20 protein-coding genes are annotated in these 20779 nt (G+C 66.1%); 10 read left to right on the forward strand and 10 right to left on the reverse strand.

Annotated features, from left to right (window positions below):
• Positions 1-157: 157 nt before the first annotated feature.
• Positions 158-355 (forward strand): hypothetical protein, encoded by a 198-nt coding sequence (locus tag RT513_RS03610; protein ID WP_290684917.1) that lies wholly within the window; start codon positions 158-160, stop codon positions 353-355.
• 150 nt (positions 356-505) lie between these two features.
• On the opposite strand, the gene RT513_RS03615 is transcribed toward RT513_RS03610, so the two are convergent.
• The 4 genes from RT513_RS03615 to RT513_RS03630 all read right to left on the reverse strand — a co-directional run bounded on the left by RT513_RS03615 (position 506) and on the right by RT513_RS03630 (position 6618).
• Positions 506-1456 carry an aldo/keto reductase gene (locus tag RT513_RS03615; protein ID WP_290684915.1) on the reverse strand — a complete coding sequence of 317 codons (951 nt, stop codon included), beginning with the start codon at positions 1454-1456 and terminating at the stop codon, positions 506-508.
• A 557-nt stretch (positions 1457-2013) separates the two neighbouring features.
• Positions 2014-3525, reverse strand: a complete 1512-nt coding sequence (trpE, locus tag RT513_RS03620) for an anthranilate synthase component I (RefSeq protein WP_088214243.1) — start codon at positions 3523-3525, stop codon at positions 2014-2016.
• A gap of 7 nt (positions 3526-3532) precedes the next feature.
• Positions 3533-5380 carry a SurA N-terminal domain-containing protein gene (locus tag RT513_RS03625; RefSeq protein WP_088214244.1) on the reverse strand — a complete coding sequence of 616 codons (1848 nt, stop codon included), beginning with the start codon at positions 5378-5380 and terminating at the stop codon, positions 3533-3535.
• A 59-nt stretch (positions 5381-5439) separates the two neighbouring features.
• On the reverse strand, positions 5440-6618 hold the full coding sequence (locus tag RT513_RS03630; protein WP_290684911.1) for an aminotransferase: 1179 nt from the start codon (positions 6616-6618) through the stop codon (positions 5440-5442).
• 526 nt (positions 6619-7144) lie between these two features.
• On the opposite strand from RT513_RS03630, the gene RT513_RS03635 reads away from it, so the two are divergent.
• The 4 genes from RT513_RS03635 to polA all read left to right on the forward strand — a co-directional run bounded on the left by RT513_RS03635 (position 7145) and on the right by polA (position 11458).
• On the forward strand, positions 7145-7525 hold the full coding sequence (locus tag RT513_RS03635; protein ID WP_088214246.1) for an HIT domain-containing protein: 381 nt from the start codon (positions 7145-7147) through the stop codon (positions 7523-7525).
• Between the two features lie 124 nt (positions 7526-7649).
• On the forward strand, positions 7650-8147 hold the full coding sequence (locus tag RT513_RS03640; protein WP_290684908.1) for a DUF1203 domain-containing protein: 498 nt from the start codon (positions 7650-7652) through the stop codon (positions 8145-8147).
• A gap of 195 nt (positions 8148-8342) precedes the next feature.
• Positions 8343-8528: a zinc-finger domain-containing protein gene (locus RT513_RS03645; protein WP_035708036.1), complete on the forward strand. Its 186-nt coding sequence runs from the start codon at positions 8343-8345 to the stop codon at positions 8526-8528.
• Positions 8529-8656: 128 nt separating this feature from the next.
• Positions 8657-11458, forward strand: coding sequence for a DNA polymerase I (gene polA, locus RT513_RS03650; protein WP_290685020.1), 2802 nt, complete (start codon positions 8657-8659; stop codon positions 11456-11458).
• Between the two features lie 419 nt (positions 11459-11877).
• Here polA and RT513_RS03655 read toward each other — a convergent pair whose 3' ends face one another.
• A complete protein-coding gene (locus RT513_RS03655; RefSeq protein WP_088214247.1) occupies positions 11878-12534 on the reverse strand; it encodes a TerC family protein in 657 nt (218 codons plus the stop codon).
• A 185-nt stretch (positions 12535-12719) separates the two neighbouring features.
• On the opposite strand from RT513_RS03655, the gene metG reads away from it, so the two are divergent.
• From metG to RT513_RS03675, 4 genes are all read left to right on the forward strand, one after another.
• Positions 12720-14438 (forward strand): methionine--tRNA ligase, encoded by a 1719-nt coding sequence (metG, locus tag RT513_RS03660; RefSeq protein WP_088214248.1) that lies wholly within the window; start codon positions 12720-12722, stop codon positions 14436-14438.
• A gap of 76 nt (positions 14439-14514) precedes the next feature.
• Positions 14515-14889, forward strand: a complete 375-nt coding sequence (locus RT513_RS03665) for an NADH:ubiquinone oxidoreductase subunit NDUFA12 (protein ID WP_035744715.1) — start codon at positions 14515-14517, stop codon at positions 14887-14889.
• Positions 14890-14893: 4 nt separating this feature from the next.
• The gene (locus tag RT513_RS03670; RefSeq protein WP_290684901.1) at positions 14894-15439 is read left to right on the forward strand and encodes an outer membrane lipid asymmetry maintenance protein MlaD; all 546 of its coding nucleotides are present in this window, start codon (positions 14894-14896) and stop codon (positions 15437-15439) included.
• Positions 15440-15528: 89 nt separating this feature from the next.
• Positions 15529-15804, forward strand: coding sequence for a DUF2155 domain-containing protein (locus RT513_RS03675; protein ID WP_256947227.1), 276 nt, complete (start codon positions 15529-15531; stop codon positions 15802-15804).
• Positions 15805-15808: 4 nt separating this feature from the next.
• On the opposite strand, the gene aat is transcribed toward RT513_RS03675, so the two are convergent.
• The 3 genes from aat to accB are packed head-to-tail and all read right to left on the reverse strand — an operon-like array spanning position 15809 to position 18306.
• On the reverse strand, positions 15809-16471 hold the full coding sequence (gene aat, locus RT513_RS03680; protein ID WP_088214251.1) for a leucyl/phenylalanyl-tRNA--protein transferase: 663 nt from the start codon (positions 16469-16471) through the stop codon (positions 15809-15811).
• The gene (gene accC / locus RT513_RS03685; protein ID WP_088214252.1) at positions 16464-17810 is read right to left on the reverse strand and encodes an acetyl-CoA carboxylase biotin carboxylase subunit; all 1347 of its coding nucleotides are present in this window, start codon (positions 17808-17810) and stop codon (positions 16464-16466) included. Before accC ends, aat begins: the two co-directional genes overlap by 8 nt.
• 7 nt (positions 17811-17817) lie before the next feature.
• Positions 17818-18306, reverse strand: a complete 489-nt coding sequence (gene accB, locus RT513_RS03690) for an acetyl-CoA carboxylase biotin carboxyl carrier protein (RefSeq protein ID WP_088214253.1) — start codon at positions 18304-18306, stop codon at positions 17818-17820.
• A 295-nt stretch (positions 18307-18601) separates the two neighbouring features.
• Here accB and RT513_RS03695 point away from each other — a divergent pair, with 295 nt between their 5' ends.
• Complete coding sequence (locus tag RT513_RS03695) at positions 18602-19285, forward strand: hypothetical protein (RefSeq protein ID WP_313533608.1); 684 nt, start codon at positions 18602-18604, stop codon at positions 19283-19285.
• Between the two features lie 181 nt (positions 19286-19466).
• Here RT513_RS03695 and RT513_RS03700 read toward each other — a convergent pair whose 3' ends face one another.
• Together RT513_RS03700 and RT513_RS03705 are read right to left on the reverse strand one after the other, a co-directional pair.
• The gene (locus RT513_RS03700) at positions 19467-20039 is read right to left on the reverse strand and encodes a suppressor of fused domain protein (RefSeq protein WP_290684895.1); all 573 of its coding nucleotides are present in this window, start codon (positions 20037-20039) and stop codon (positions 19467-19469) included.
• Positions 20036-20665, reverse strand: a complete 630-nt coding sequence (locus tag RT513_RS03705) for a TetR family transcriptional regulator C-terminal domain-containing protein (RefSeq protein ID WP_290684893.1) — start codon at positions 20663-20665, stop codon at positions 20036-20038. The genes RT513_RS03700 and RT513_RS03705 overlap by 4 nt, the downstream gene beginning before the upstream one ends.
• Between the last annotated feature and the right edge of the window lie 114 nt (positions 20666-20779).

Below are 20779 nucleotides of genomic sequence, written 5' to 3' on the forward strand. Positions count from 1 at the left end.
ATCGAGCCCTCTCGGCCAGCGCTGCCGCGGAAGAACCCTGCGGACCGTTACAGATGTCGGGGGAGGCCACGAGGGGTGAGCCGCTTTAAAGGGGAACGGGTCGAGGCTGGCGCGCGGTTGCGCCGCCTCAGGTCCATGTGCCGCCCGTAAATCAGACATGCCCACAATACGCCCGATGCGGTTCTCCGGCGTCGCGCCGAATGCGTCGGCGCGGGTCGCCATTGGCCGCGCCCCCGCCTGTACTCCGGGCGTTCAGCGCCCTGAAAGCTGCAACGACGCGCTTCCGATCCGCAAGGCGCTCTCTCGCCTGCCGGAGCGCGAACTCAATGATATCGGCGCCGCTCTGGCGATATAGGCGCGCTCGGGCCGCCAGCCAACCCGCAACCCCTGCGGGCTTGACGATTGCAGGCCCTTCCCCGAACAGGAAGCGCGCCTTGCGCATTCAGGTGAACACGCCACCCGCCGCTGCCTCGGCCATGCGCCAGCAGCGGCAGGGATGCGAGGCTCACTCCCCCGCGCGGGTGAGCAGATCGACTTCCTCTGGCTTCAGGTCGATCATCACCGCGCGGGCGAAGCTGGTGACCTGTTCCTCACGCGTTGCGGAGGCTATGGGCGCGGTGACGCCTTTCCGGGCGATCAGCCAGGCGAGCGCGACCTCCGCCGGCTGCGCGCCATGGGCCTCCGCCACGCGGTCAAGGGCGTCGAGAATACGCAGCCCCTTGGGCGTCAGGTAGGCCTTGGCCTTGCCGCCGCGCGCGCTCTGCCCAAGGTCGGCCTCGCTGCGATACTTGCCGCTGAGGAAACCGGAGGCCAGCGCATAGTAGCAGACCACGCCGATATCCTCCGCGATGCACAGATCGCGGAGCGGGCCGTCAAACTTCTCCCGGTCGTAGAGGTTGTACTCCGGCTGGAGCACGCCGTAACGCGGCAGACCTTCCGCCGCCGCCACGTCCAGCGCGGCCCGCAGCTGACCTGCGTCGAAGTTGGAACAGCCGATGGCGCCGATCTTGCCCGCTTTCAGCAGGCGGGAATAAGCCTCCAGCGTCTCTTCATGCGGGGTCGAATCGGGAAAGTGGGAGAAGTAGAGGTCGATGCGCTCCACCTGCAACCGGCGGAGCGAATCCTCCACGGCCTCCATGATCCAGGCCGCGCCAAGCCCCTTGTGGCCCGGCTTTCCCATGTCGGAGCCGACCTTGGTGAAGATCTTCACCCTGTCACGCAGGCCGGGGCGGGTCTGAAGCCAGCGTCCGACGATCGTCTCCGATTCGCCGCCCTGATTGCCCTCGGCCCAGCGGGAATAGACATCGGCTGTGTCGATGGCGTTGAAACCATGATCCACGAAGGCATCGAGAACGCGGAAGCTCTGCGCCTCGTCGATGGTCCAGCCGAAAACGTTGCCACCGAAAACGAGCGGCGCGATGTCGATGCCGGTCCGGCCGAGCGGTCTGGTCTGCATGGGATGTCCTTTCCTTGATCCATCGCAGCAGACACCCAAGGGGGGAGGAGATCCACCCCTAACAGGCTGCTGAAAAAGTCCCGAAATATCACGCCTGTGAGCCGGAAATCGGAAAATCGGCCCGGGAACGTCCGGAAATATATAGATTTCCGGCTGGATTTCGTCAGATGGCGAACGATTTCCGCTCCAACACAGGCCAAAAAGCATTCCGCGGTTGCCCTGGAATGGAGATCTTCACCGCATTGTTGAGGAACGCCCCCGGGAACTGCCAGCTTTGGCGCGTGACCGCACAGATGTTCTGGCTTTCAACGCGAGCGCGGGGAGATGCCCGACTTTTTCAGCAGCCTGCCAGGGGCGAGTTGCGCCGGGAGGGGGTTCCCCCGCTATCATGCGATGAGCGCGGGATGGCCGGAAAGAGAGGCCCCCTCGCTCCGGCCCGCTCATCTGCAGTCATCCCTGCGGGAGACAGTTATCCGGGAGCACCGCAGGTGCGCCGCAGCAGCGTGATCCCGCAGGATTTCAGCCGACCCGTCGTCTTCGCACCCGCGACCGCGGTGTCAGCCGTTGCCGCGGCGCACGAACAGCCCCGCATCCTCCGCCGCGCGACGGAGCGCGCGCGATTTGTTCACCGTCTCCATCCATTCGGACTCAGGGTCGCTGTCGAAGACCACGCCGCCCCCCGCCTGAACATAGAGCTTCTGGTCCTTCAGCACCCCGGTGCGGAGCGCGATGCACATATCCATCTCGCCATTGGCGGAGAAATAGCCGACACCGCCGCCATAGACGCCGCGTTTCTCCGGCTCCAGCTCGTCGATGATCTGCATCGCCCGCACCTTCGGCGCGCCGGAGACGGTGCCTGCGGGCAGCCCCGCCAGAAGGGCGGAAAGCGCATCCTGACCCTCCGCCAGCTGACCCACTACGTTGGAGACGATGTGCATGACGTGGCTGTAGCGCTCGATGGTGAATTTCTCCGTCGGATGGACGGTGCCCACCCGCGCCACGCGGCCCACGTCGTTCCGGCCAAGATCGAGCAGCATCAGATGCTCCGCCCGCTCCTTCGGGTCGGCGAGCAGATCGGCTTCGAGCGCGCGGTCCTCCTCCGGCGTGGCACCACGGGGGCGGGTGCCGGCGATGGGGCGGACGGTCACCTCCCCATCCCGGAGACGGACGAGAATCTCCGGGCTGGCCCCGATGATCTGGAAACCGCCGAAGTTGAAGAAGAACATGAAGGGCGAGGGGTTGGTGCGCCGCAGGCTCCGGTAAAGCGCAAAGGGCGGCAGGCGGAAATCCTGCGTCCAGCGCTGCGCCGGGACCACCTGAAAGATGTCGCCCGCACGGATGTATTCCTTGGCCTTCTCCACGGCGGCCTTGTAGCCCTCCTTGGTGAAGTTGGAGCGGGGTTCGCCCACGGGGGCCGTCTCGTGCAATACCCGGTTGTCACCCTCCACGCTGCGGTCGAGGTCGCGGAGCGCGTCCATCACCCGCTCCGCCGCCTGCGCATAGGCGGCCCGCGCGCTCAGCCCGGAGGAGACCCATGCGGGCGAGACGAGCGTCACCTCCCCCTTCACCCCGTCCAGAACGGCAATGACGGAGGGGCGGATCATCACCGCATCCGGGGCGCCGATCGGGTCGGGGCCGGGGGTGCCGAGTTTCTCCACCAGCCGGATCATGTCGTAGCCAAGATAGCCGAACAGGCCGCAGGCGATCGCGGGGAGGTCGGCGGGCATCTCCACCCGCGATTCCTCGATGAGTGTGCGCAGCGTTTCCAGGGGGGAGCCGGGCAGATCCTCGAAGGCGGCCGGGTCGAAGCGCGCCTGCCGGTTGATGCGGCTTTCCTCTCCCCGGCAATCCCAGATCAGGTCAGGCTTCATCCCGATGACGGAGAACCGGCCACGGACCTCTCCTCCAGTCACGGATTCCAGCAGGAAGCTGTCGGCCCGCGCCTCGGCGAGCTTCAGCATCAACGAGACGGGCGTGTCCAGATCCGCGGCGAGCCGGGTATAGACGAGCTGGTTGCGGCCGGCGTTCCAGCCGGCCTCGAAAGCGTCGAAGGAGGGGATAAGCGCCACGTCTGCCTCACGGGAAGCGGGAATGCACGGAATTGATGACAGCCTGATTGAAGCTGATCTTCGCGTCCGAGTGCAATGCGGTGGAGAAATAGTCGAACATGTCCTGCGCCAGCGCCTGTCCGCCCTGCTGGGCCAGACCGTCATGCAGGGCGAGCACATCGGGATCGCTCGCATCCGGGGAATTCACGCTGTCGAGCTGTACAAGGGAGATCATCCCGTCGCCCTTCACCGTCTGCCGGGCGCCCGGTTGCAGGGCAAAGACCGCCTCCGTGAAGCCGGGGGGAGTGCCCTCCACCACGGAGTCGCGGCGGAGCGCCTCCACCTTCGCGGCGGGGTGGCCAAGCGCGGTGATCGCCTCGCCAGCCGCGAGACGGCTCTCCAGCGTCGCGGCCTCCGCCTCCAACGCCTTCTGAACGGCATCGTGACGCCAGTCTGCCGCCACACGATCCCGCACTTCGGCAAAGGGGATCGCCTGCGGGGGCAGGATCTCATCCATCCGCAGCACGGCGAGACCGCCATCGGAAAGCTGGATCAGGCGGGGGAAGTCGTTCTTCTGCACGGTGCGGGCCGCGTCACGGAACTCCGGATAGGCGGCGGGGCCGTCCTCCGAATCGGGGCGGAAGTCGATACGCCCTTCCTCCATGATCGTGTCGCGGGACAGCTCCTCCACCGTCGCGCCGCCGGCAATCAGGTCGTCGAACTTCGGGGTGTCTGCCGTGATCTGGCGGCGGGCCTCCTCCACGGCGACTTCGCCGCGAAGCTGGTCCCGCGCCTCGTCGAAGGTGATGTTCTGGGCTTCGAGGATGCCGTTCATCCAGTAGAGCGCCGGCCCGAAATCCGAGGGCAGCGGTCCGACCACGCCGGGAGCCGACAGCGCGAACACCTCGGCCCCCGCAGCGCCCAGTTCGGCCTCCGCCACATCGCCAAGGTCGATGTCCGCCGCCGTGATGCGGCGTTCCGCGAGCAGGCCGTCCCGCGTGATCTGTCCGGCATCGAGGCGCGCCTTTGCATCCTGAGCCTCAGCGTCTGAGCCGAAGACCATGCGCTCGACCAGCCGCCGTTCGGGCTGGACGAACTCCTCCTGCCGCTGGTCATAGGCGCTCCGCAGCGCGGCATCGCTCACCTCGACCGTCGGGGCGAGTGTATCGGGCGTTACCCAAGCGTAGCTGATGCGCCGCGCTTCGGGCAGCGTGTAGAGATCCTTGTGCGCGTCATACCATGCGGTGAGCTCGGCCTCTCCCGGCTCAGGCACCGGCGTGGAAAGGTTCGCGTCGGTCAGCGTGATATGCGTGGCGGAGCGCGTCTCCGCCAGATAACGCACGAGGGTGTCGGCAAAGGTGCCCGGCTCGGCCACGCCGCTGGCGATCGCCGTCTGCAATACACCGCGGGCGGCGTCGTCGCGGAGTGTGCGCTCGAACTCGGCCTCCGTGTAGCCGGCACGGCGCAGACCGTCGGCATAGGCGCGGCGGTCGAACTTGCCGTCCAGACCATGGAAGGCGGAGATGGCGAGCACCTGCCGCTGGACTTCCTGATCTCCGGCGGAAAGGCCGATCCGTTCCAGCTCCGCATCGATGAGCGCCCGCCCGACGAGCTGGTTGCGCACTGCCGCGTCCAGACCCATGGCCTGCGCGTCCCGCAGGGTGAGCGCCCGGCCCGACTGGGCGGAGAAGGTGCGGAGTTGCTGCTCCAGCGCGCGGGCATAGTCGTTGGCGGTCACGTCACGCCCGTTCACCGTGGCGACAGCCGTCGCCCCGCCGCCGAAATTGGTGACGCCGAACCCGCCCAGACCGAAGATGAGCAGCCCCATCAGCACCCAGATGGTGACGTTTGCCCCCTTGCTCCGAAACTTGGCCATGCGCGGATCCCTCTGCTGGTCCGGGGCTTCCTACGGCACGGAACGGGGCCGGGCAAGCATCACATGGCAACCTGCGACAACCGTCCGAACAACTCGCCGATACCCGCGCGGTCGATATTGGCGAAGGCGATGCGGAAGGCGCGTGCGCCGGAGGCATCGCCTTCGGGCATGAACATCGTGCCCGGCAGCAGCAATACGCCCGCCTCCCGCACCAGCCGCTGGGCCGCCTGATCGGAGGGCAGGGTGAAGGGATGCTCCACATAGGCGAAATAGGCGCCGCAGCCGAGAAGCTTCCATCCCTCCAGCCGGGGGAAGCCTTCCACGATGGCAGCGCGACGGTCGAGGATCTCCGCCCGTTCGCCCGCAACCCATTGTGCGAGGTTCCGCATGCCCCAGAGCGCGCCGCGCTGCCCGAGCTGGCCCGCGCAGATCGCCACGGTGTCGAGAAACTTCTCCGCCTCCGCCAACTGCCGCTCCGACGCGACGATGGCGCCGACGCGGTGGCCGGTCAGGCGGTATGCCTTGGAGAAGGAGTAGAGGTGGATGAGCGTGTCGTGCCAGTCGGGATCGGCGAACAGGTCGTGCGGCGCGCTGGAGCGGGCGTCGAAATCCCGGTAGGTCTCGTCCAGCACCAGCGCGATGCCCCGCGCCCGGGCAAGCTCGAAGAAGGCGCGGACAGTTTCGGGCGGATATTCCGCCCCGCCCGGATTGTTGGGCGAGACGAGCACGATGGCGCGCGTCCGGGGGGTGATGAGCCGCGCCGCGGCTTCGGCTTCCGGGATCAGCCCCGGGCCGGTCGCGAGCGGCACGGCAGCGACGCCCTGCATGTCGAGCCACATCTTGTGGTTGAAATACCACGGTGTCGGCAGGATTACCTCGTCCCCTTCGCCCGCGAGCGTGGACATGATGGCGGTGAATGCCTGATTGCAGCCCTGCGTGATGGCGACCTGCGCGGGCCGGATCTCTCCGCCATAGGCGGCGGACCATTGCGTCGCGATCTCCTCGCGCAACTCCGGCATGCCGAGCACGGGGCCGTAGAGATGGGCTGCGGGGTCGTTCAGCGAGGCCTCTGCGATGGCGCGGCGGAGCGGTTCCGGCGGAGGCTCCACCGGGGCTGCCTGGCTCACGTTGATGAGCGGACGGTCCGGCGGGAACTCCACGCCGAAGAGCCAGCGCCGGGCCTCCATCACCGGGGGAGGGAAGGTGGCGGCCATGCGGGGGTTCAGGGGGAGGGACATAGGGGCTCCGTCAGATGCGCGGTCAGATGTAGCGCCCGATGCGCCCTGCACGCAAGCGCGCCTGTCCGGCAGGGCCGCAACCGGGCGACTCCGGGGCTTTTGCCGGAAGGCACCTCGTGAGCGGCTGACATGTCTGCGAGCGGACCATATGCGAGCCGTTCGGTTGCCGGATGACCCGCGCCCCGGGCAGGAATTTCGGCCGGATCAAGGCACCGCCATGGGCCATGTCGCGGAGCTGCGCGGCTCCGGGCGATCACGCAGGCCCGGATGTTCTCGCTTCGGATTGTGGCCGGATGGCTGTGACCCCGGGGCACGGGTCCGCCTCTGCCTGATCGGCGCGCAGCTTCGGCGGCGCGGGGGACGCCCCCCGCGACCCCCGGTGTCGAGCGCGCGCCGAACATCCGTGCGTCTGCTCCAGCGGAGGGATCGCCATGCGACTCCCATCAGTTCGATCGACCGGGCTGACTTCCCCGCGCGGGCCATGCTAGGCAGACGGCGAGTCGCGACACCAGGGCAGGAGACGGCAGTGGGCTACGCTTACGACGACCAGAACATCTTTGCGAAGATCCTTCGGGGAGAAATCCCGAACAAGACGGTGCTCGAAACCGAACACACGCTCGCCTTCGCGGATATCCAGCCGCAGGCTCCGGTGCATGTGCTGGTGATCCCGAAAGGGCCGTACGCGAGCCTCGATCATTTCACGCAGGAAGCTTCCGATGCGGAGATCCTCGATTTCAACCGCACCATCGGCAAGGTCTGCGAGATGACGAAGGTCGAGACGAAGGACGGCGGCATGGGCTTTCGCGCGATCACCAACGCTGGCGTGCATGGCCATCAGGAAGTGCCCCATCTCCACGTGCATATTCTGGGCGGGCGACAACTGGGCCGGATGCTGCCCCGGGACTGAACCCGCCGGCGGGGCGGCGGCGCGTTGAGGTCTGTGCGGCCTCGGGGCCGGGCGGTCCTTTGCGCAGGATCCGGGTGGCGGGTCTGTGCCCCGACAGGCGATGGTGCGGAAAAAGGAGCCTGCCATGGTCCTGTTTTCCGCGCTTCCCGGCCCTGAAGTCGCTCGCCTGCGCGAGGGCGGGCGGGATGCCTACGACCTGCCGCCCGAGCTTCGCCGCGCGGCGGAAGGCTCGCTTCCCTGCCGCCACTGCCTGCGCCACATTCCGGTGGGGCGCGACTACCTCACGCTCGCATGGCGGCCGTTTCCGGCGCTGCAACCCTATGCGGAAACCGGGCCGATCTTCCTTTGTGCCGCTTGCGAGCGGGCGCCCGACAGCGGGGCGCTGCCGGATATCCTCTCCTCCCCCGATTATATCCTGCGCGGCTACAGCGCCGATCATCGCATCGTTTACGGGACGGGGCAGGTCGTCGCCACGTCCGGCCTGACCCAGCGGGCGGCAGAGCTTCTCTCAGACGCGGCGGTGGCCTATCTGCACGTGCGTTCGGCGCGCAATAACTGCTACCAGCTTCGGATCGACCGGGCAGGGCAGCCATTGTCGCGGGAGGCAGGCCGTCGTCCCTGATGCGCCGGCCCTGCGGAAAGAGGTCCGAGCACCCCGGCAAGCGACGTGGCGCAAGAGGTGCGCCGCTTGCCCGCAGGCGGGATGCGCGGCTATCCTGAACCGCAACCCTGCGGTGCCCCCCTTGCTGGGCGGGGGTGAGGCAGATAAGCAGCAGCTGCTGAGCCGACCAGTTTGAGCCACGAGCGGAGCCAAGGCATGACCATCGAAGCCCCCGAAACGGAAATCGTCCATTCCCGCCGCATCGCCTGCGACGGTGGCGAAGGCGCGCTCGGCCATCCGCGGGTATGGCTGACGATCCCGGAGGAGCCGGGCTGGGTCGAATGCGGCTACTGCGACAAGCGCTTCGTGCTCGACCCGAACGCGGTGCCCGACGCGCACTGACCGGCCCGGAAGGCACGACGCTGGTTCCGCCGGCCCTCGCATCCCGCCGCCCGCCGGAGTAAAAGGACGGCCTGACGGCGATGGAGGCGGATATGGCGAAGGACGATACGGCAGGCGGCACGGGGGCGATGCCCTTCGGCAAGGGGCATCACCTGCACCTGATCGACGGCTCCGCCTTCATCTTCCGCGCCTATCATGCCCTGCCGCCGCTGACCCGGAAGTCGGACGGCCTGCCGATCGGTGCGGTCGCGGGCTTCTGCAACATGCTGTTCAAATATGTGGACGGCAACAGCAGCTCCGCCGATGCGGCAACCCACCTGGCGGTGATCTTCGACTATTCCTCCAAGACCTTCCGCAACGACATCTACCCGCTCTACAAGGCGAACCGCCCGGAGCTCCCGGAGGATCTGCGCCCGCAGTTCCCGCTCACCCGCGAAGCGGTCCGCGCCTTTGGCATTCCCTGCATCGAGATCGAGGAATACGAGGCCGACGACATCATCGCCACGCTGGCCTGCCGGGCGCGCGATGCGGGCGGACGGGTCACCATCATCTCCTCCGACAAGGATCTGATGCAGCTCGTCGGCGACGGGGTGGAGATGCTCGACGCGATGAAGAACCGCCGCATCGGCCCCGAGGAGGTCGAGGAGAAATTCGGCGTGCCGCCCGCCAAGGTGGTGGATGTGCAGGCGCTGGCGGGCGACTCGGTGGACAACATCCCCGGCGCGCCCGGCATCGGCATCAAGACCGCGGCGATGCTCATCCAGGAATATGGCGATGTGGAGACGCTGCTGGAGCGGGCGGGCGAGATCAAGCAGCCGAAGCGGCGCGAGACGCTGTTGAACAACGCGGAGCAGATCCGCATCTCCCGCAGGCTGGTGGAGCTGCATTGCGACATGCCGCTCGACTGCGATCTGGCGACGCTGGAAGTGCAGGAGCCGGAGGCGGAGATTCTGATGGACTTCCTCGCCCGCATGGAGCTTCGCACGCTGACGAAGCGCATTGCCGACCGGAAGGGCATCCTGCCGCCCGCGGTCTCCGATGTGCCGCCCGCCGATGAGGAGCCGGCGGAGGCGATGGAGGAGCCGCCCTTCACGCCCGCGGATTACACATGGATCCGGGACATGGACACGCTGGAGGCGTGGATCGCCGAGATTCGCGACACGGGGCTTGTGGCCTTCGACACGGAAACCACCTCGCTTGACGAGATGCGGGCCGATCTGGTCGGTATATCGCTGGCCACCGCGCCGGGCCGCGCGGCCTATATCCCGCTGTCGCACCGGGTGGGGGAGGGCGACCTGTTCGGCGGTTCCGATCTGGCGGAGGGGCAACTGCCGCTGGACATGGTGATCGATGCGCTCCGGCCCGTGCTGGAGGATGCCGCGATCCTCAAGATCGGCCAGAACGTGAAATACGACCTGAAGATCCTGCGCCGCTACGGCATCGATGTCGCCCCCATCGACGACACGATGCTGATGTCCTACGCGATGAATTCCGGGTTGCACAATCACGGCATGGATGTGCTGGCGGACACCTATCTTCAGCACCAGTGCATCCCGATCAAGTCGCTGATCGGTTCGGGCAAGAGTCAGATCACCTTTGACCGCGTGCCGGTCGCGGAGGCGGTGAAATATGCCGCCGAGGATGCGGATGTCACCTTCCGGCTCTGGCGGCGGTTCAAGCCGCAGTTGCACAGGGCGCGGGTGACCACGGTCTATGAGACGCTGGAGCGCCCGCTCGTCCCGGTCCTGGCGGGGATGGAAATGGCGGGGATCCTCGTCAACCGCGACGCGCTCTCCCGCATGTCCAACGCTTTCGCGCAGAAGATGGCGGGGCTGGAAGCGGAGATCCATGAACTTGCGGGGGAGCCGTTCAACGTCGGGTCTCCGAAGCAACTCGGCGAGATCCTGTTCGAGCGCATGAGCCTTGCGGGCGGTTCCAAGGGCAAGAACGGCGCTTATGGAACGGGGGCGGACATCCTTGAGGATCTGGCCGCGGAAGGCCATGACCTGCCCGCCCGGGTGCTGGACTGGCGCCAGCTCTCCAAGCTGAAATCAACCTATACGGACGCGCTTCAGACCCATATCCACCCGGAGACGGGCCGTGTGCACACCAGCTATTCCATCGCCGGGGCGAACACCGGGCGGCTCGCCTCCACCGATCCGAACCTTCAGAACATCCCCGTGCGGACGGAGGAGGGGCGGCGCATCCGCGAGGCCTTCGTGGCCCAGCCGGGCTGCAAGCTCGTCTCCCTCGACTACAGCCAGATCGAGCTTCGCATTCTTGCCCACGTGGCGGAGATCCCGGAACTGCGCAGCGCCTTCGACGAAGGGCTGGACATCCACGCGATGACCGCCTCCGAAATGTTCGGGGTGCCGATCGAAGGCATGGACCCGATGGTTCGGCGGCAGGCGAAGGCCATCAACTTCGGGGTGATCTACGGGATTTCGGGATTCGGCCTCGCCCGGAACCTGCGCATCCCGCGCGATCAGGCGCAGCGCTTCATCGACACTTATTTCGAGCGGTTTCCCGGCATCCGGGGGTATATGAACGGCACGATCGAATTCGCGAAGAAGCACGGATTCGTCCGCACGCTCTTCGGCCGCAAGATCCACACGCCGGAGATCAACGCCAAGGGGCCGACGGCAGGTTTCGCCCGCCGCGCGGCGATCAACGCGCCCATTCAGGGCACCGCCGCCGATGTGATCCGCCGCGCCATGATCCGCGTGCCGCAGACCATCGCCGATCTGCCCGCGAAGATGCTTCTGCAGGTGCATGACGAACTGGTGTTCGAGGTGGAGGATCGCGCCGTGGAGGAACTGATCGGGCGCGTTCGTGCCGTGATGGAGGGCGCGGCGCTTCCTGCCGTCGAGCTTTCCGTGCCGCTGGTGGTGGATGCGGGCTGGGGCGACAACTGGGCGGAGGCGCACTGAACGCGGAGCGCGGGGGGCAGGCGCTCCCGCCCTCCCATGCCCGGGATTGTCCAGAAGGCTGCGGAAAAGTCGGGCATCTATCCCCGGCTTACGCCGAACGTCGGAAAATCGGTTCGGTCATGAGCCAGAACTTGCGGTTTCCGGGGCGCTCTTCAACGATGGGGGAAAGATCCCCGCCCAGGGGCAACCCCGGAATGTTGCTTTCCGCGGCCTGCCAGGGATCGCCTCCGGTCATCGCCGAATTATGGTGCCATCAGGGCGCTCCTGCCCTCCGGCGGTACGCGCTTGAGAGGCTGCTGCGCCGGAGCGGAAATCATGCGCGATCCGCCGAATCCAGCCGGAAATCCACACAGTTCCGGAGGGCGATTTCCCGGAGTTCAGAGCGGGAACATGGCACTTGAGGGCTTTTAAGCAGCCTGTCAAACGCCCGTCGCTTCAGCCACGGCCCAGACATCCATCGCCCCGCGATAGATCATGTCGAGCGCGATGTAGAGGATGATGAGCAGCCCGACATAGCCGATCCAGCGGTAGCGATGCAGCAGCCGCGCCACCAGCGAGGCCGCAAATCCCATCAGCGCCACCGAAAACACCAGCCCGAGGGCAAGCAGCCCCGGATGTTCCCGCGCGGCGCCCGCGACCGCCAGCACATTGTCGAGCGACATGGAAACGTCGGCGATCACGATCTGCCGGACGGCCTGCCCCAGCGTCTTGCGCGGAGCACGCTCGCCCACCTGACCCTCGCCCGTCAGGTCCGCATCGCCGAGCGCCTCATGCGCGGCGATCTCGTGCTCCTCCGGCGTGCGGAGTTCGCGATACATCTTCCAGCAGACCCAGAGGAGCAGGAGCCCCCCGACGAGGATCAGCCCCACCACTTCCAGAAGTTGCGTCGTCACCGTCGCGAGGATCACACGGAGGACCGTGGCCGCGATGATGCCGATGAAGATGGCCTTGCGCCGCTGATCGGGAGGAAGACCGGCGGCGGCCAGCCCGATGACCACCGCGTTGTCCCCGGCGAGCACGAGGTCGATGGCGATCACCTGAAACAGCACTGCGAGGCTGGAGGAGAGAAAGTCCATTGCACCCCCTTCATGACGCGCGGCGGACGATGACCTGCGACATTTCATCCCATAGGCCGCGTCCCTCCGTTCCGCAATCCCTTCGCGCCTGACCGCTGGCGGAGGCCGGGAGCCTGCGGTAAAGGGGGCGCAGACCGGCAAGCAAAGCGGCAGGCAATCTGGCAGGCCCGACAGGAAAGACGCGCATGGCCCGTATTCTCATCACCTCTGCAATCCCCTACATCAACGGGATCAAGCATCTGGGCAATCTGGTGGGCTCGCAGCTGCCTGCCGACCTGTTTGCCCGCTACATGCGGGCACGGGGGCATGAGGTCATGTTCATCTGCGCGACCGATGAACACGGCACGCCCGCCGAACTGGCCGCGGCCAAGGCAGGCAAGCCCGTGGAAGAGTACTGCGCGGAGATGCATGAGGTGCAGAAGGAGCTTGCCGCGGGCTTCCGGCTGTCCTTCGATCACTTCGGACGGTCGTCCTCAGAGCGCAACCGCAAGCTCACGCAGCATTTCGCCGGCAAGCTCGCCGACAACGGCATGATCGCCGAGGTGGCGGAGCGGCAGGTGTTCTCCATCGATGACAACCGCTTCCTGCCCGACCGCTATATCGAGGGCACCTGCCCGAACTGCGGCTATGACCGGGCGCGGGGCGACCAGTGCGAGAACTGCACCAAGCAGCTCGACCCGACCGATCTGATAAATCCGCGCTCCGCCATCTCCGGCTCCACCAATCTGGAAGTGCGGGAGACGAAACACCTCTACCTCCGCCAGTCCCTGATGCGCGACCGGCTTGAAGAGTGGATCGCTTCCAAGACGGACTGGCCGATCCTGACCACCTCCATCGCGAAGAAATGGCTGAACGATGGCGACGGGTTGCAGGACCGGGGCATCACCCGCGACCTGCACTGGGGCGTGCCGGTGAAGCGGGGCGACCAGGACTGGCCGGGGATGGAGGGCAAGGTCTTCTACGTGTGGTTCGACGCGCCCATCGAATATATCGCCGCGACGGCGGAATGGGCCGATGCGCAGGGCCTGCCCGACAGTGCCTGGCGGCGCTGGTGGCGGCTGGACGAGGGCGGCGATGACGTCACCTACTTCCAGTTCATGGGCAAGGACAACGTCCCCTTCCACACTCTGTCATTCCCCGCGACGATCATGGGGTCGGGCGAGCCGTGGCGGCTTGTCGATTACATCAAGTCGTTCAACTACCTGAACTATGACGGCGGCCAGTTCTCCACCAGCCAGGGCCGCGGCGTGTTCATGGATCAGGCGCTGTCGATCCTGCCCGCCGACTACTGGCGCTGGTGGCTGCTCTCCCATGCGCCGGAGAATTCCGACAGCGAGTTCACCTGGGAGAATTTCCAGGCGAGCGTGAACAAGGATCTGGCCGATGTGCTGGGCAACCTCGTGTCCCGTGTCACGAAGTTCTGCCGCTCCAAGTTCGGGGAGGCAGTGCCGGAGGGCGGTGACTGGGGCCCGCAGGAGGAGGCGCTGATCGCCGAACTCACCACCCGGCTTCGCGCCTATGAGACCTTCATGGAGCAGATGGAGATCCGCAAGGCCTCCTCCGAGCTGCGCGCCATGTGGGTGGCCGGCAACGAGTATCTGCAATCGGCCGCGCCCTGGACTGCCGTCAAGACGGACCCGGAGCGGGCGGCGGCGATCACCCGGCTCGCGCTGAACCTCATCCGGGTCTATGCTGTCATTTCCGCGCCGTTCATTCCCGATACCTCGGCGCGGATGCTGGCCTCGCTCCGCACGATGGAAGGGGTGTGGCCCGACGATCTGGCGGAGGCGCTGACGCAGCTCAAACCCGGACATGCCTTCGAGGTGCCGGACGTGCTGTTCAACAAGATCGCGGATGAAGACCGCGAGGACTGGGAACGCCGCTTCTCCGGCACGCGGAGTTGAGGTTGTCCGTCCCGTCACGACTGGACGTCGTGGCGGGGATGGGCCATATCAGGGCAGGCAAGGCCCGGAGGGACGGATGGACTTTCTCAAACGTGTGCTGACCTGGTGGAATGGCCAGACCATCGGAACGCAGGTCTTCACCTGGCGTAACGGCATCCGTGTCGGTGAGGACGATCAGGGCAACGTGTTCTACCGCAACAAGGACGGCAGCCGTCGCTGGGTCATCTACAACGGTGAGGCAGAGGCCTCTCGTATCAGCCCCGACTGGCATGGCTGGCTGCACCACACCTGGGACAAGACCCCCGAACAGGCGCCGCTGGCCCGCAAGACCTGGGAAAAGCCGCATCAGGAGAACCTGACCGGCACGCCGCTCGCCTACGTGCCGCCGGGATCGCTGCTGCGGCCCGAACCTGCCGAACGGCGGGATTACGAGGCGTGGCAGCCGGAGTAGGTAGATGGCGGAAACGAAGATCTCCGAAGTTCTGGTTGGCGGACTTGTTCTTGTCGTCGCAGCGGGTTTCCTGCTGTATTCCTCGGGCACAATCGGCCTGCATCGGGCGGGCGGCAGCTATGATCTGCATGCGAGCTTCCGCTCGGCCGAGGGTATCGCCGTCGGCACCGATGTACGGCTCGCGGGCGTCCGCGTGGGGTCGGTCACAGGTCTTGCGCTGAACCCGCAGACCTACTTCGCCGATATGACGATCTCCGTGCAGAACGGGCTGGAACTCCCGCAGGATACGGCGCTGCTCGTGTCATCCGAAGGGCTGCTCGGCGGCAACTTCATGGAACTGGTGCCGGGCGGGATGCCGATGAACCTCGCCGCGGGCGATGAGATCGTCGATACGCAAGGGTCGGTCAGCCTTATTTCGCTACTCATGAAGTTTGTCGGCGGCTCCGCCAGCGATGCGCTGAGCGGTGGCGGTGAAGCCGGGGAGCATTCCTCGACAGAGGCGTCACCCCCCGTCGAAACAGAGCCCGCTCCGGCGCCTGCGGGGCAATGACGGGCGGGCGCGCGCTCCTGGTGGCGGCTTTGCTTGCGGTCTCGGCAAGCGGCGCCGGGGCTGCTCCGGTGTCTTCCGCAACGGGAGGCATGGTTCGCTGGCTCGACAAGGTCTCCGGCGAGACACGGGACATTCCCCTTCGTCGCGGCGAAACCAAGACGGAAGGGCGGCTTTCCATCACGCTCGACGAATGCCGCTATCCCAGCGCCGACCCCGCTTCCAACGCTTACGCACATCTGACGATCGTCGATTCGCTCCAGACCAGCGGCCCGGTATTCGCGGGCTGGATGATCGCCGACAGCCCGGCGCTCTCCGCGCTGGAAAGTTCCCGCTACGACGTGTGGATACTCCGCTGCACCAACTGACGGCTCATTGCGCCTGACGGGAGAGCAGAACCTCCGGCGCGGGGATGTCTCCGGGTGCCTCGAAGCTCGCATCCTTCCTGATTGCGGCGTGCAGCTGCTTCAGATAGGTGGCGCGCGGGATTTCGATGGCGCCGAGACTGGCGAGGTGGGGCGTCAGAAACTGCGTGTCGAACAGGACGTAACCCCCGGCGCGCAAGCGGTCCACCAGATAGGCCAGTGCGATCTTGGAGGCATCCGTACGGCGGGAGAACATGCTCTCCCCGAAGAACGCGGCCCCCAGCGTCACGCCATAGACCCCTCCGACCAGCATCTCCCCCTCCCATACCTCTATGGAATGGGCGTGGCCCGCGCGGTGCAGTGCGCCGTAAACCGACATGATCTGGTCGTTGATCCATGTCTCCTCCCGTCCGGCGCAGCCTTCCATGACGGCAGCAAAAGCGCGGTCCGCGGTCACGCGAAAGCGGCCGCTGCGGATGCGGCGCGCCAATGACCGGGAAATGTGGAAGTCGTTGAGTGAAAAGACCCCCCGAAGCGGAGGGTCTATCCAGCGCAGCTCCGTCGCCTCACGGCTGTCCGCCATGGGAAACAGGCCAGCGGCATAGGCACGGAGCAGAAGCTCCGGCGCGAGCGGCAGGACCTCGGTGCCTGCCGCTCCCCGGTCAGGCATAGGCCTGCGCCAGCCAGCGTTCGAGCCAGTGGATGTCGTAATTCCCGGCCTGAATGTCCGGCTCGCCCATCAGGTCGTAGAAGAGCGGCACCGTGGTATCCACGCCGTCCACGATCAGCTCGCCCAGCGACCGGCGCAGCCGCGCCAGCGCCTCCTCCCGGTCGCGCCCATGCACGATGAGCTTGCCGACGAGGCTGTCGTAGTAGGGCGGGATCTTGTAGCCGCTGTAGAGCGCCGAATCCATCCGCACGCCCAGACCGCCCGGTGCATGGAACATCTTCACCAGACCGGGGCAGGGCGCGAAGTTCGGCAGCCGCTCGGCGTTGATCCGCACCTCGATGGCGTGACCGTTGATGACCAGATCGTCCTGCCCGAAGGAGAGCGGCATGCCGGAGGCCACGCGGATCTGCTCCCGCACCAGATCGACGCCGAAGATCGCCTCCGTCACCGGATGCTCCACCTGAAGCCGGGTGTTCATCTCGATGAAGAAGAACTCGCCATTCTCGTATAGGAACTCGACGGTGCCCGCACCGGAATAGCCGATCTTGGCAACCGCATCGGCGCAGATCGCCCCGATACGCGCCCGGGTTTCCGCGTCGATCACCGGCCCGGGGGCTTCTTCCAGCACCTTCTGATGGCGGCGCTGGAGCGAGCAGTCCCGCTCTCCCAGATGCACGGCCTGGCCCTTGCCGTCGCCGAAAATCTGGATCTCGATGTGACGGGGCTTTTCGAGGTATTTCTCGATATAGACCTCGTCGTTGCCGAAGGCGACCTTGGCCTCGGAGCGGGCGGTGCGGAAGGCGATCTCCAGATCCTCCTCGCTCCGCGCGGTCTTCATCCCGCGCCCGCCGCCGCCGGCCGTGGCCTTGATGATGACCGGATAACCGATCTCCCGCGCGATGACCTTTGCCGTCTCCACATCCGGCACGCCGCCGTCGGAGCCGGGAACGCAGGGCACGCCGAGCGCGCGCATGGTTTCCTTGGCGGTGATCTTGTCGCCCATGATGCGGATATGCTCGGCGCGCGGACCGATGAAGGTCAGGCCGTGATCTTCCACCATCTGCACGAAGCTGGCGTTCTCCGACAGGAAGCCGTAGCCGGGATGGATCGCTTCCGCGCCGGTGATCTCGCAGGCGGAGATGATGGCGAGCGGCGAGAGATAGCTTTCGGAGGAGGGGGGTGGCCCGATGCAGACGCTCTCATCGGCCATGCGGACATGCATCGCGTCGGAATCGGCCGTGGAATGCACGGCGACGGAGCGGATACCCATCTCCTGACAGGCGCGCACGACGCGAAGGGCGATCTCACCCCGGTTGGCGATCAGGATCTTCTCGAACATTCCCGCCTCACTCGATGATCATGAGGGGCGCGCCGTATTCGACAGGGGTGCCGTCCTCGATGAGGATCCGCTTGACCGTCCCGGCCCGCGGCGCCGGAATATGGTTCATCGTCTTCATCGCCTCGATGATGAGGACGGTCTGCCCCTCGCGCACCTGCGCGCCGATCGTCACGAACGGCTGCGCGCCGGGTTCGGGCTGGAGATAGGCGGTGCCGACCATGGGGGAGGTCACGGCGCCCGGATGCTGGGCAGGATCCTCGACCGCGGCCGCTTGGGGGGCCGCCGGTGCGGCCGGGGCGACTGCGAGCGGGGCCGCGTACGCCGCCTGCGGCGCGGGCGCATAGGTCACCGTCGATTGGCGCGAGATGCGCACGTCGAGGCTGTCGTCCTCGCCATAGTCGCGTTTCACGGCGATTTCCGCCAGGTCGCTCTTGTTCAGGATTTCTGCCAGCGCTTCGATGAACGCGACATCTGCCTCCCGCGTGGATTTCGTCATGCTCTTCCTCTTCGTGCGGCGATAGGACGTTCGGCCTTTGGACGCGCTTATATGCGACACGGCCCGCGGTTTAAAGCGGGCATCGTAGCGGCGCGAAAGCGCGCTCATGCACGCTTTCGGGGCAAAGGCCCGCAGCAATTTTATTGGCCTTTCGGTCAAAACATGGTTAATCTTCCAAAAGAAAGCGATTTTGCTTTCTGTTGGCTCAGAATTTTGGTCGAAGAGCCTATTTTATTGGGGGATTTTTATGAAGTTAGCTTTGATGGGCGCATGTGCGCTCGCCATGTCCACTCTCATGGCACAAGCCACGACCCTGACGGTTTATGACGGGGTCAAGGCGGGCAAGCAGAAGTTCGATGCAACGGTCGCGGCGGCGGATGGCGTGGTCAAGAACGATGTCCTCGACGATCTTCCCTATGCGTCGGACAGTATTGACAGGGGCGACTACACCATCACCAAGAATGATGGCGGCACGCTCTATTCCACCACTTACGGCACGCTCTCCGGTCAGGTACTGGGCATCAGCCCGGCGGGAACGGGGCCGGGACTGGGGGCCTTCGGAAGCGGCATCACCTTCACCTTCAAGGACAAGGTCAACGCCTTCGGTTTCGAGGTGGGCGACTGGGCGACCTGCTGCTTCCTCCCGACGAACCTCTACATCTCGTTTGACGGCGGCGCTCCGATCCTTGTGGGAAGCGCACTGGACCCGTCCGAAGGACAGTTTCCGTCGCAGGATGGAAACGGCTCTATCGTCTATGAGATTTTCGTCGCGGCTTTTGACGATACCGGCAGCTTCGGAACCGTCTCCTTCTGGGGCGATGGCTTTGGCGAATATCTGGTCGCCGGAGGTCAGGTGAAGTATGCGCTGCTTGATGAAGGCAGCCTCCCGCCGCCCTCTGCGGTTCCGCTGCCCGCGGCGGGCCTCCTGCTCATGGGCGGGATCGCCGCAGCGGCCGGCCTGCGGCTTCGCCGCCGCTGAGGGAAGGGGCGTGGCCCACGGGCCGCGCCCTCCGGCAGGGCGCTGAAAAAGGTCTGAAGTGTCCGGCGCAGGTTCTGGAATCGGGGAAATCGACGGCGGACGGGACCAAGATGGCCAGATTTCCTCAGATTACGAACGGTTTCCACTCCAATGGAAATCTGAAGGCCCTTTTCAGCAGCCCTCAGACCACCGACTCGCGCTCGAAATCGAGTACGTCGGCTTCGGCTTGCTCCAGCAGATCCTCCAGCCGCTCTGCACCGTCTTGCAAGGCCAGGGCCCGCTCCGCCTCACTGATCGGGATGGCCTGCAGGAACAGCACCAGCCGTTCGGGCAGGCGAAGCGGCGCAGGCGGCGTGTTCCACAGAAAAGGCGCGGAGAGGAGGACATGGCGCAAATGCGGCGCGATGCCCGCGCGCCCCTTCAGCGCATCGGTCAGGATCATGTCAGGCACCAGCGCCTTGCCATGGTCGGCGACCTGCTGCGCGATATCGGCCAGAAGTCCCGCACCTTCCTCACCTACGACGGAGGCGAGCACGATCTCCGCCCCGTGACCGGCGGTGGTGCCGTCATCCAGCCGGAGCGGAAGGGCAGAGAGGCCAAGCGTGGCGTGGCTCTCCACCCCCGGTTCGGGACTGTCCTCGACCGTCAGGAGGGCGGAGCCCCGCTCCCGGCGCAACCGCGCGGATTGTCCGAGGCTGTCGCGCAGATGCCGGACAAGGGCATCGCGGGGCACGTCATGGAGGGTATCGGTCATGGTTGCAGCAGCTTTCTGAACAGCAGGTCGAGATGGGCTTCCGCCGGGGGGAAGGGATCGCTTTCATGCGGGCCGAGCACCGCGCGCACCTGCACGTCGAAATCGGCGTAATGCTGCGTCTCTGCCCAGATGGAGAAGATCAGATGCTTGGGGTGGACCACGGCGATCCGCCCCTCTGAGGACCAGCGGGCGATGACCTGCGCCTTCTCCTCCACCAGTTCGGCCAGCGCCCCCGCAAGCACCCCGCCAATATGCGGAGCACCCTGCAGAACCTCATTGGCGAACAATCGGCTTTCGCGAGGGAACTGGCGGCTCATCTCCAGCTTGCGGCGGACATAGGCGAGGATCTCCTCCACCGGTTCCCCCGCCGGATCCAGCGCGCGGAGCGGGTCGAGCCAGCTTTCCAGCATTCTGCCGATCAGGGTGAGATAGATCGCCTCCTTCGACGGAAAGTAATAGAGGAGGTTCGGTTTCGACAGCCCCGCCGCCCCCGCGATGGCGTCGAGCGTGGTGCCCCGGAACCCCTGCTGGGAGAAGAGGTCGAGCGCGGCCTCAAGGATCGCGTCGGAATTCTTGCGCTGTATCCGCGTCTTGCGAGCGGGGCGGACCTTGCCCTCTGGCTTCATCGCGATCTCCTGTTGCCTTGATGATAGGCGTTTCTCCGGCTTTGCGCCAGAGAAGCGGCAACGGGCGCCGGGGCCGGGTTGACTGTCTTCCGGCCTTTGATAGCGTCCGCTGTG

It is taken from the genome of Haematobacter sp. (assembly GCF_032102465.1).
Taxonomy (GTDB): Bacteria; Pseudomonadota; Alphaproteobacteria; order Rhodobacterales; family Rhodobacteraceae; genus Haematobacter.

What these genes read in the sequence shown, in the direction of transcription:
- RT513_RS03630 (WP_290684911.1), bottom strand. Translation starts at nt 6,618, where the DNA reads ATGTCCCTCCCCCTGAACCCCCGCATGGCCGCCACCTTCCCTCCCCCG.
- accB (WP_088214253.1), bottom strand. Translation starts at nt 18,306, where the DNA reads ATGACGAAATCCACGCGGGAGGCAGATGTCGCGTTCATCGAAGCGCTG.
- polA (WP_290685020.1), top strand. Translation starts at nt 8,657, where the DNA reads ATGCCCTTCGGCAAGGGGCATCACCTGCACCTGATCGACGGCTCCGCC.
- RT513_RS03655 (WP_088214247.1), bottom strand. Translation starts at nt 12,534, where the DNA reads ATGGACTTTCTCTCCTCCAGCCTCGCAGTGCTGTTTCAGGTGATCGCC.
- RT513_RS03625 (WP_088214244.1), bottom strand. Translation starts at nt 5,380, where the DNA reads ATGGCCAAGTTTCGGAGCAAGGGGGCAAACGTCACCATCTGGGTGCTG.
- RT513_RS03615 (WP_290684915.1), bottom strand. Translation starts at nt 1,456, where the DNA reads ATGCAGACCAGACCGCTCGGCCGGACCGGCATCGACATCGCGCCGCTC.
- RT513_RS03705 (WP_290684893.1), bottom strand. Translation starts at nt 20,665, where the DNA reads ATGAAGCCAGAGGGCAAGGTCCGCCCCGCTCGCAAGACGCGGATACAG.
- RT513_RS03700 (WP_290684895.1), bottom strand. Translation starts at nt 20,039, where the DNA reads ATGACCGATACCCTCCATGACGTGCCCCGCGATGCCCTTGTCCGGCAT.
- metG (WP_088214248.1), top strand. Translation starts at nt 12,720, where the DNA reads ATGGCCCGTATTCTCATCACCTCTGCAATCCCCTACATCAACGGGATC.
- RT513_RS03610 (WP_290684917.1), top strand. Translation starts at nt 158, where the DNA reads ATGCCCACAATACGCCCGATGCGGTTCTCCGGCGTCGCGCCGAATGCG.
- RT513_RS03695 (WP_313533608.1), top strand. Translation starts at nt 18,602, where the DNA reads ATGGCACAAGCCACGACCCTGACGGTTTATGACGGGGTCAAGGCGGGC.
- RT513_RS03645 (WP_035708036.1), top strand. Translation starts at nt 8,343, where the DNA reads ATGACCATCGAAGCCCCCGAAACGGAAATCGTCCATTCCCGCCGCATC.
- RT513_RS03665 (WP_035744715.1), top strand. Translation starts at nt 14,515, where the DNA reads ATGGACTTTCTCAAACGTGTGCTGACCTGGTGGAATGGCCAGACCATC.
- aat (WP_088214251.1), bottom strand. Translation starts at nt 16,471, where the DNA reads ATGCCTGACCGGGGAGCGGCAGGCACCGAGGTCCTGCCGCTCGCGCCG.
- accC (WP_088214252.1), bottom strand. Translation starts at nt 17,810, where the DNA reads ATGTTCGAGAAGATCCTGATCGCCAACCGGGGTGAGATCGCCCTTCGC.
- RT513_RS03640 (WP_290684908.1), top strand. Translation starts at nt 7,650, where the DNA reads ATGGTCCTGTTTTCCGCGCTTCCCGGCCCTGAAGTCGCTCGCCTGCGC.
- RT513_RS03675 (WP_256947227.1), top strand. Translation starts at nt 15,529, where the DNA reads ATGGTTCGCTGGCTCGACAAGGTCTCCGGCGAGACACGGGACATTCCC.
- RT513_RS03670 (WP_290684901.1), top strand. Translation starts at nt 14,894, where the DNA reads ATGGCGGAAACGAAGATCTCCGAAGTTCTGGTTGGCGGACTTGTTCTT.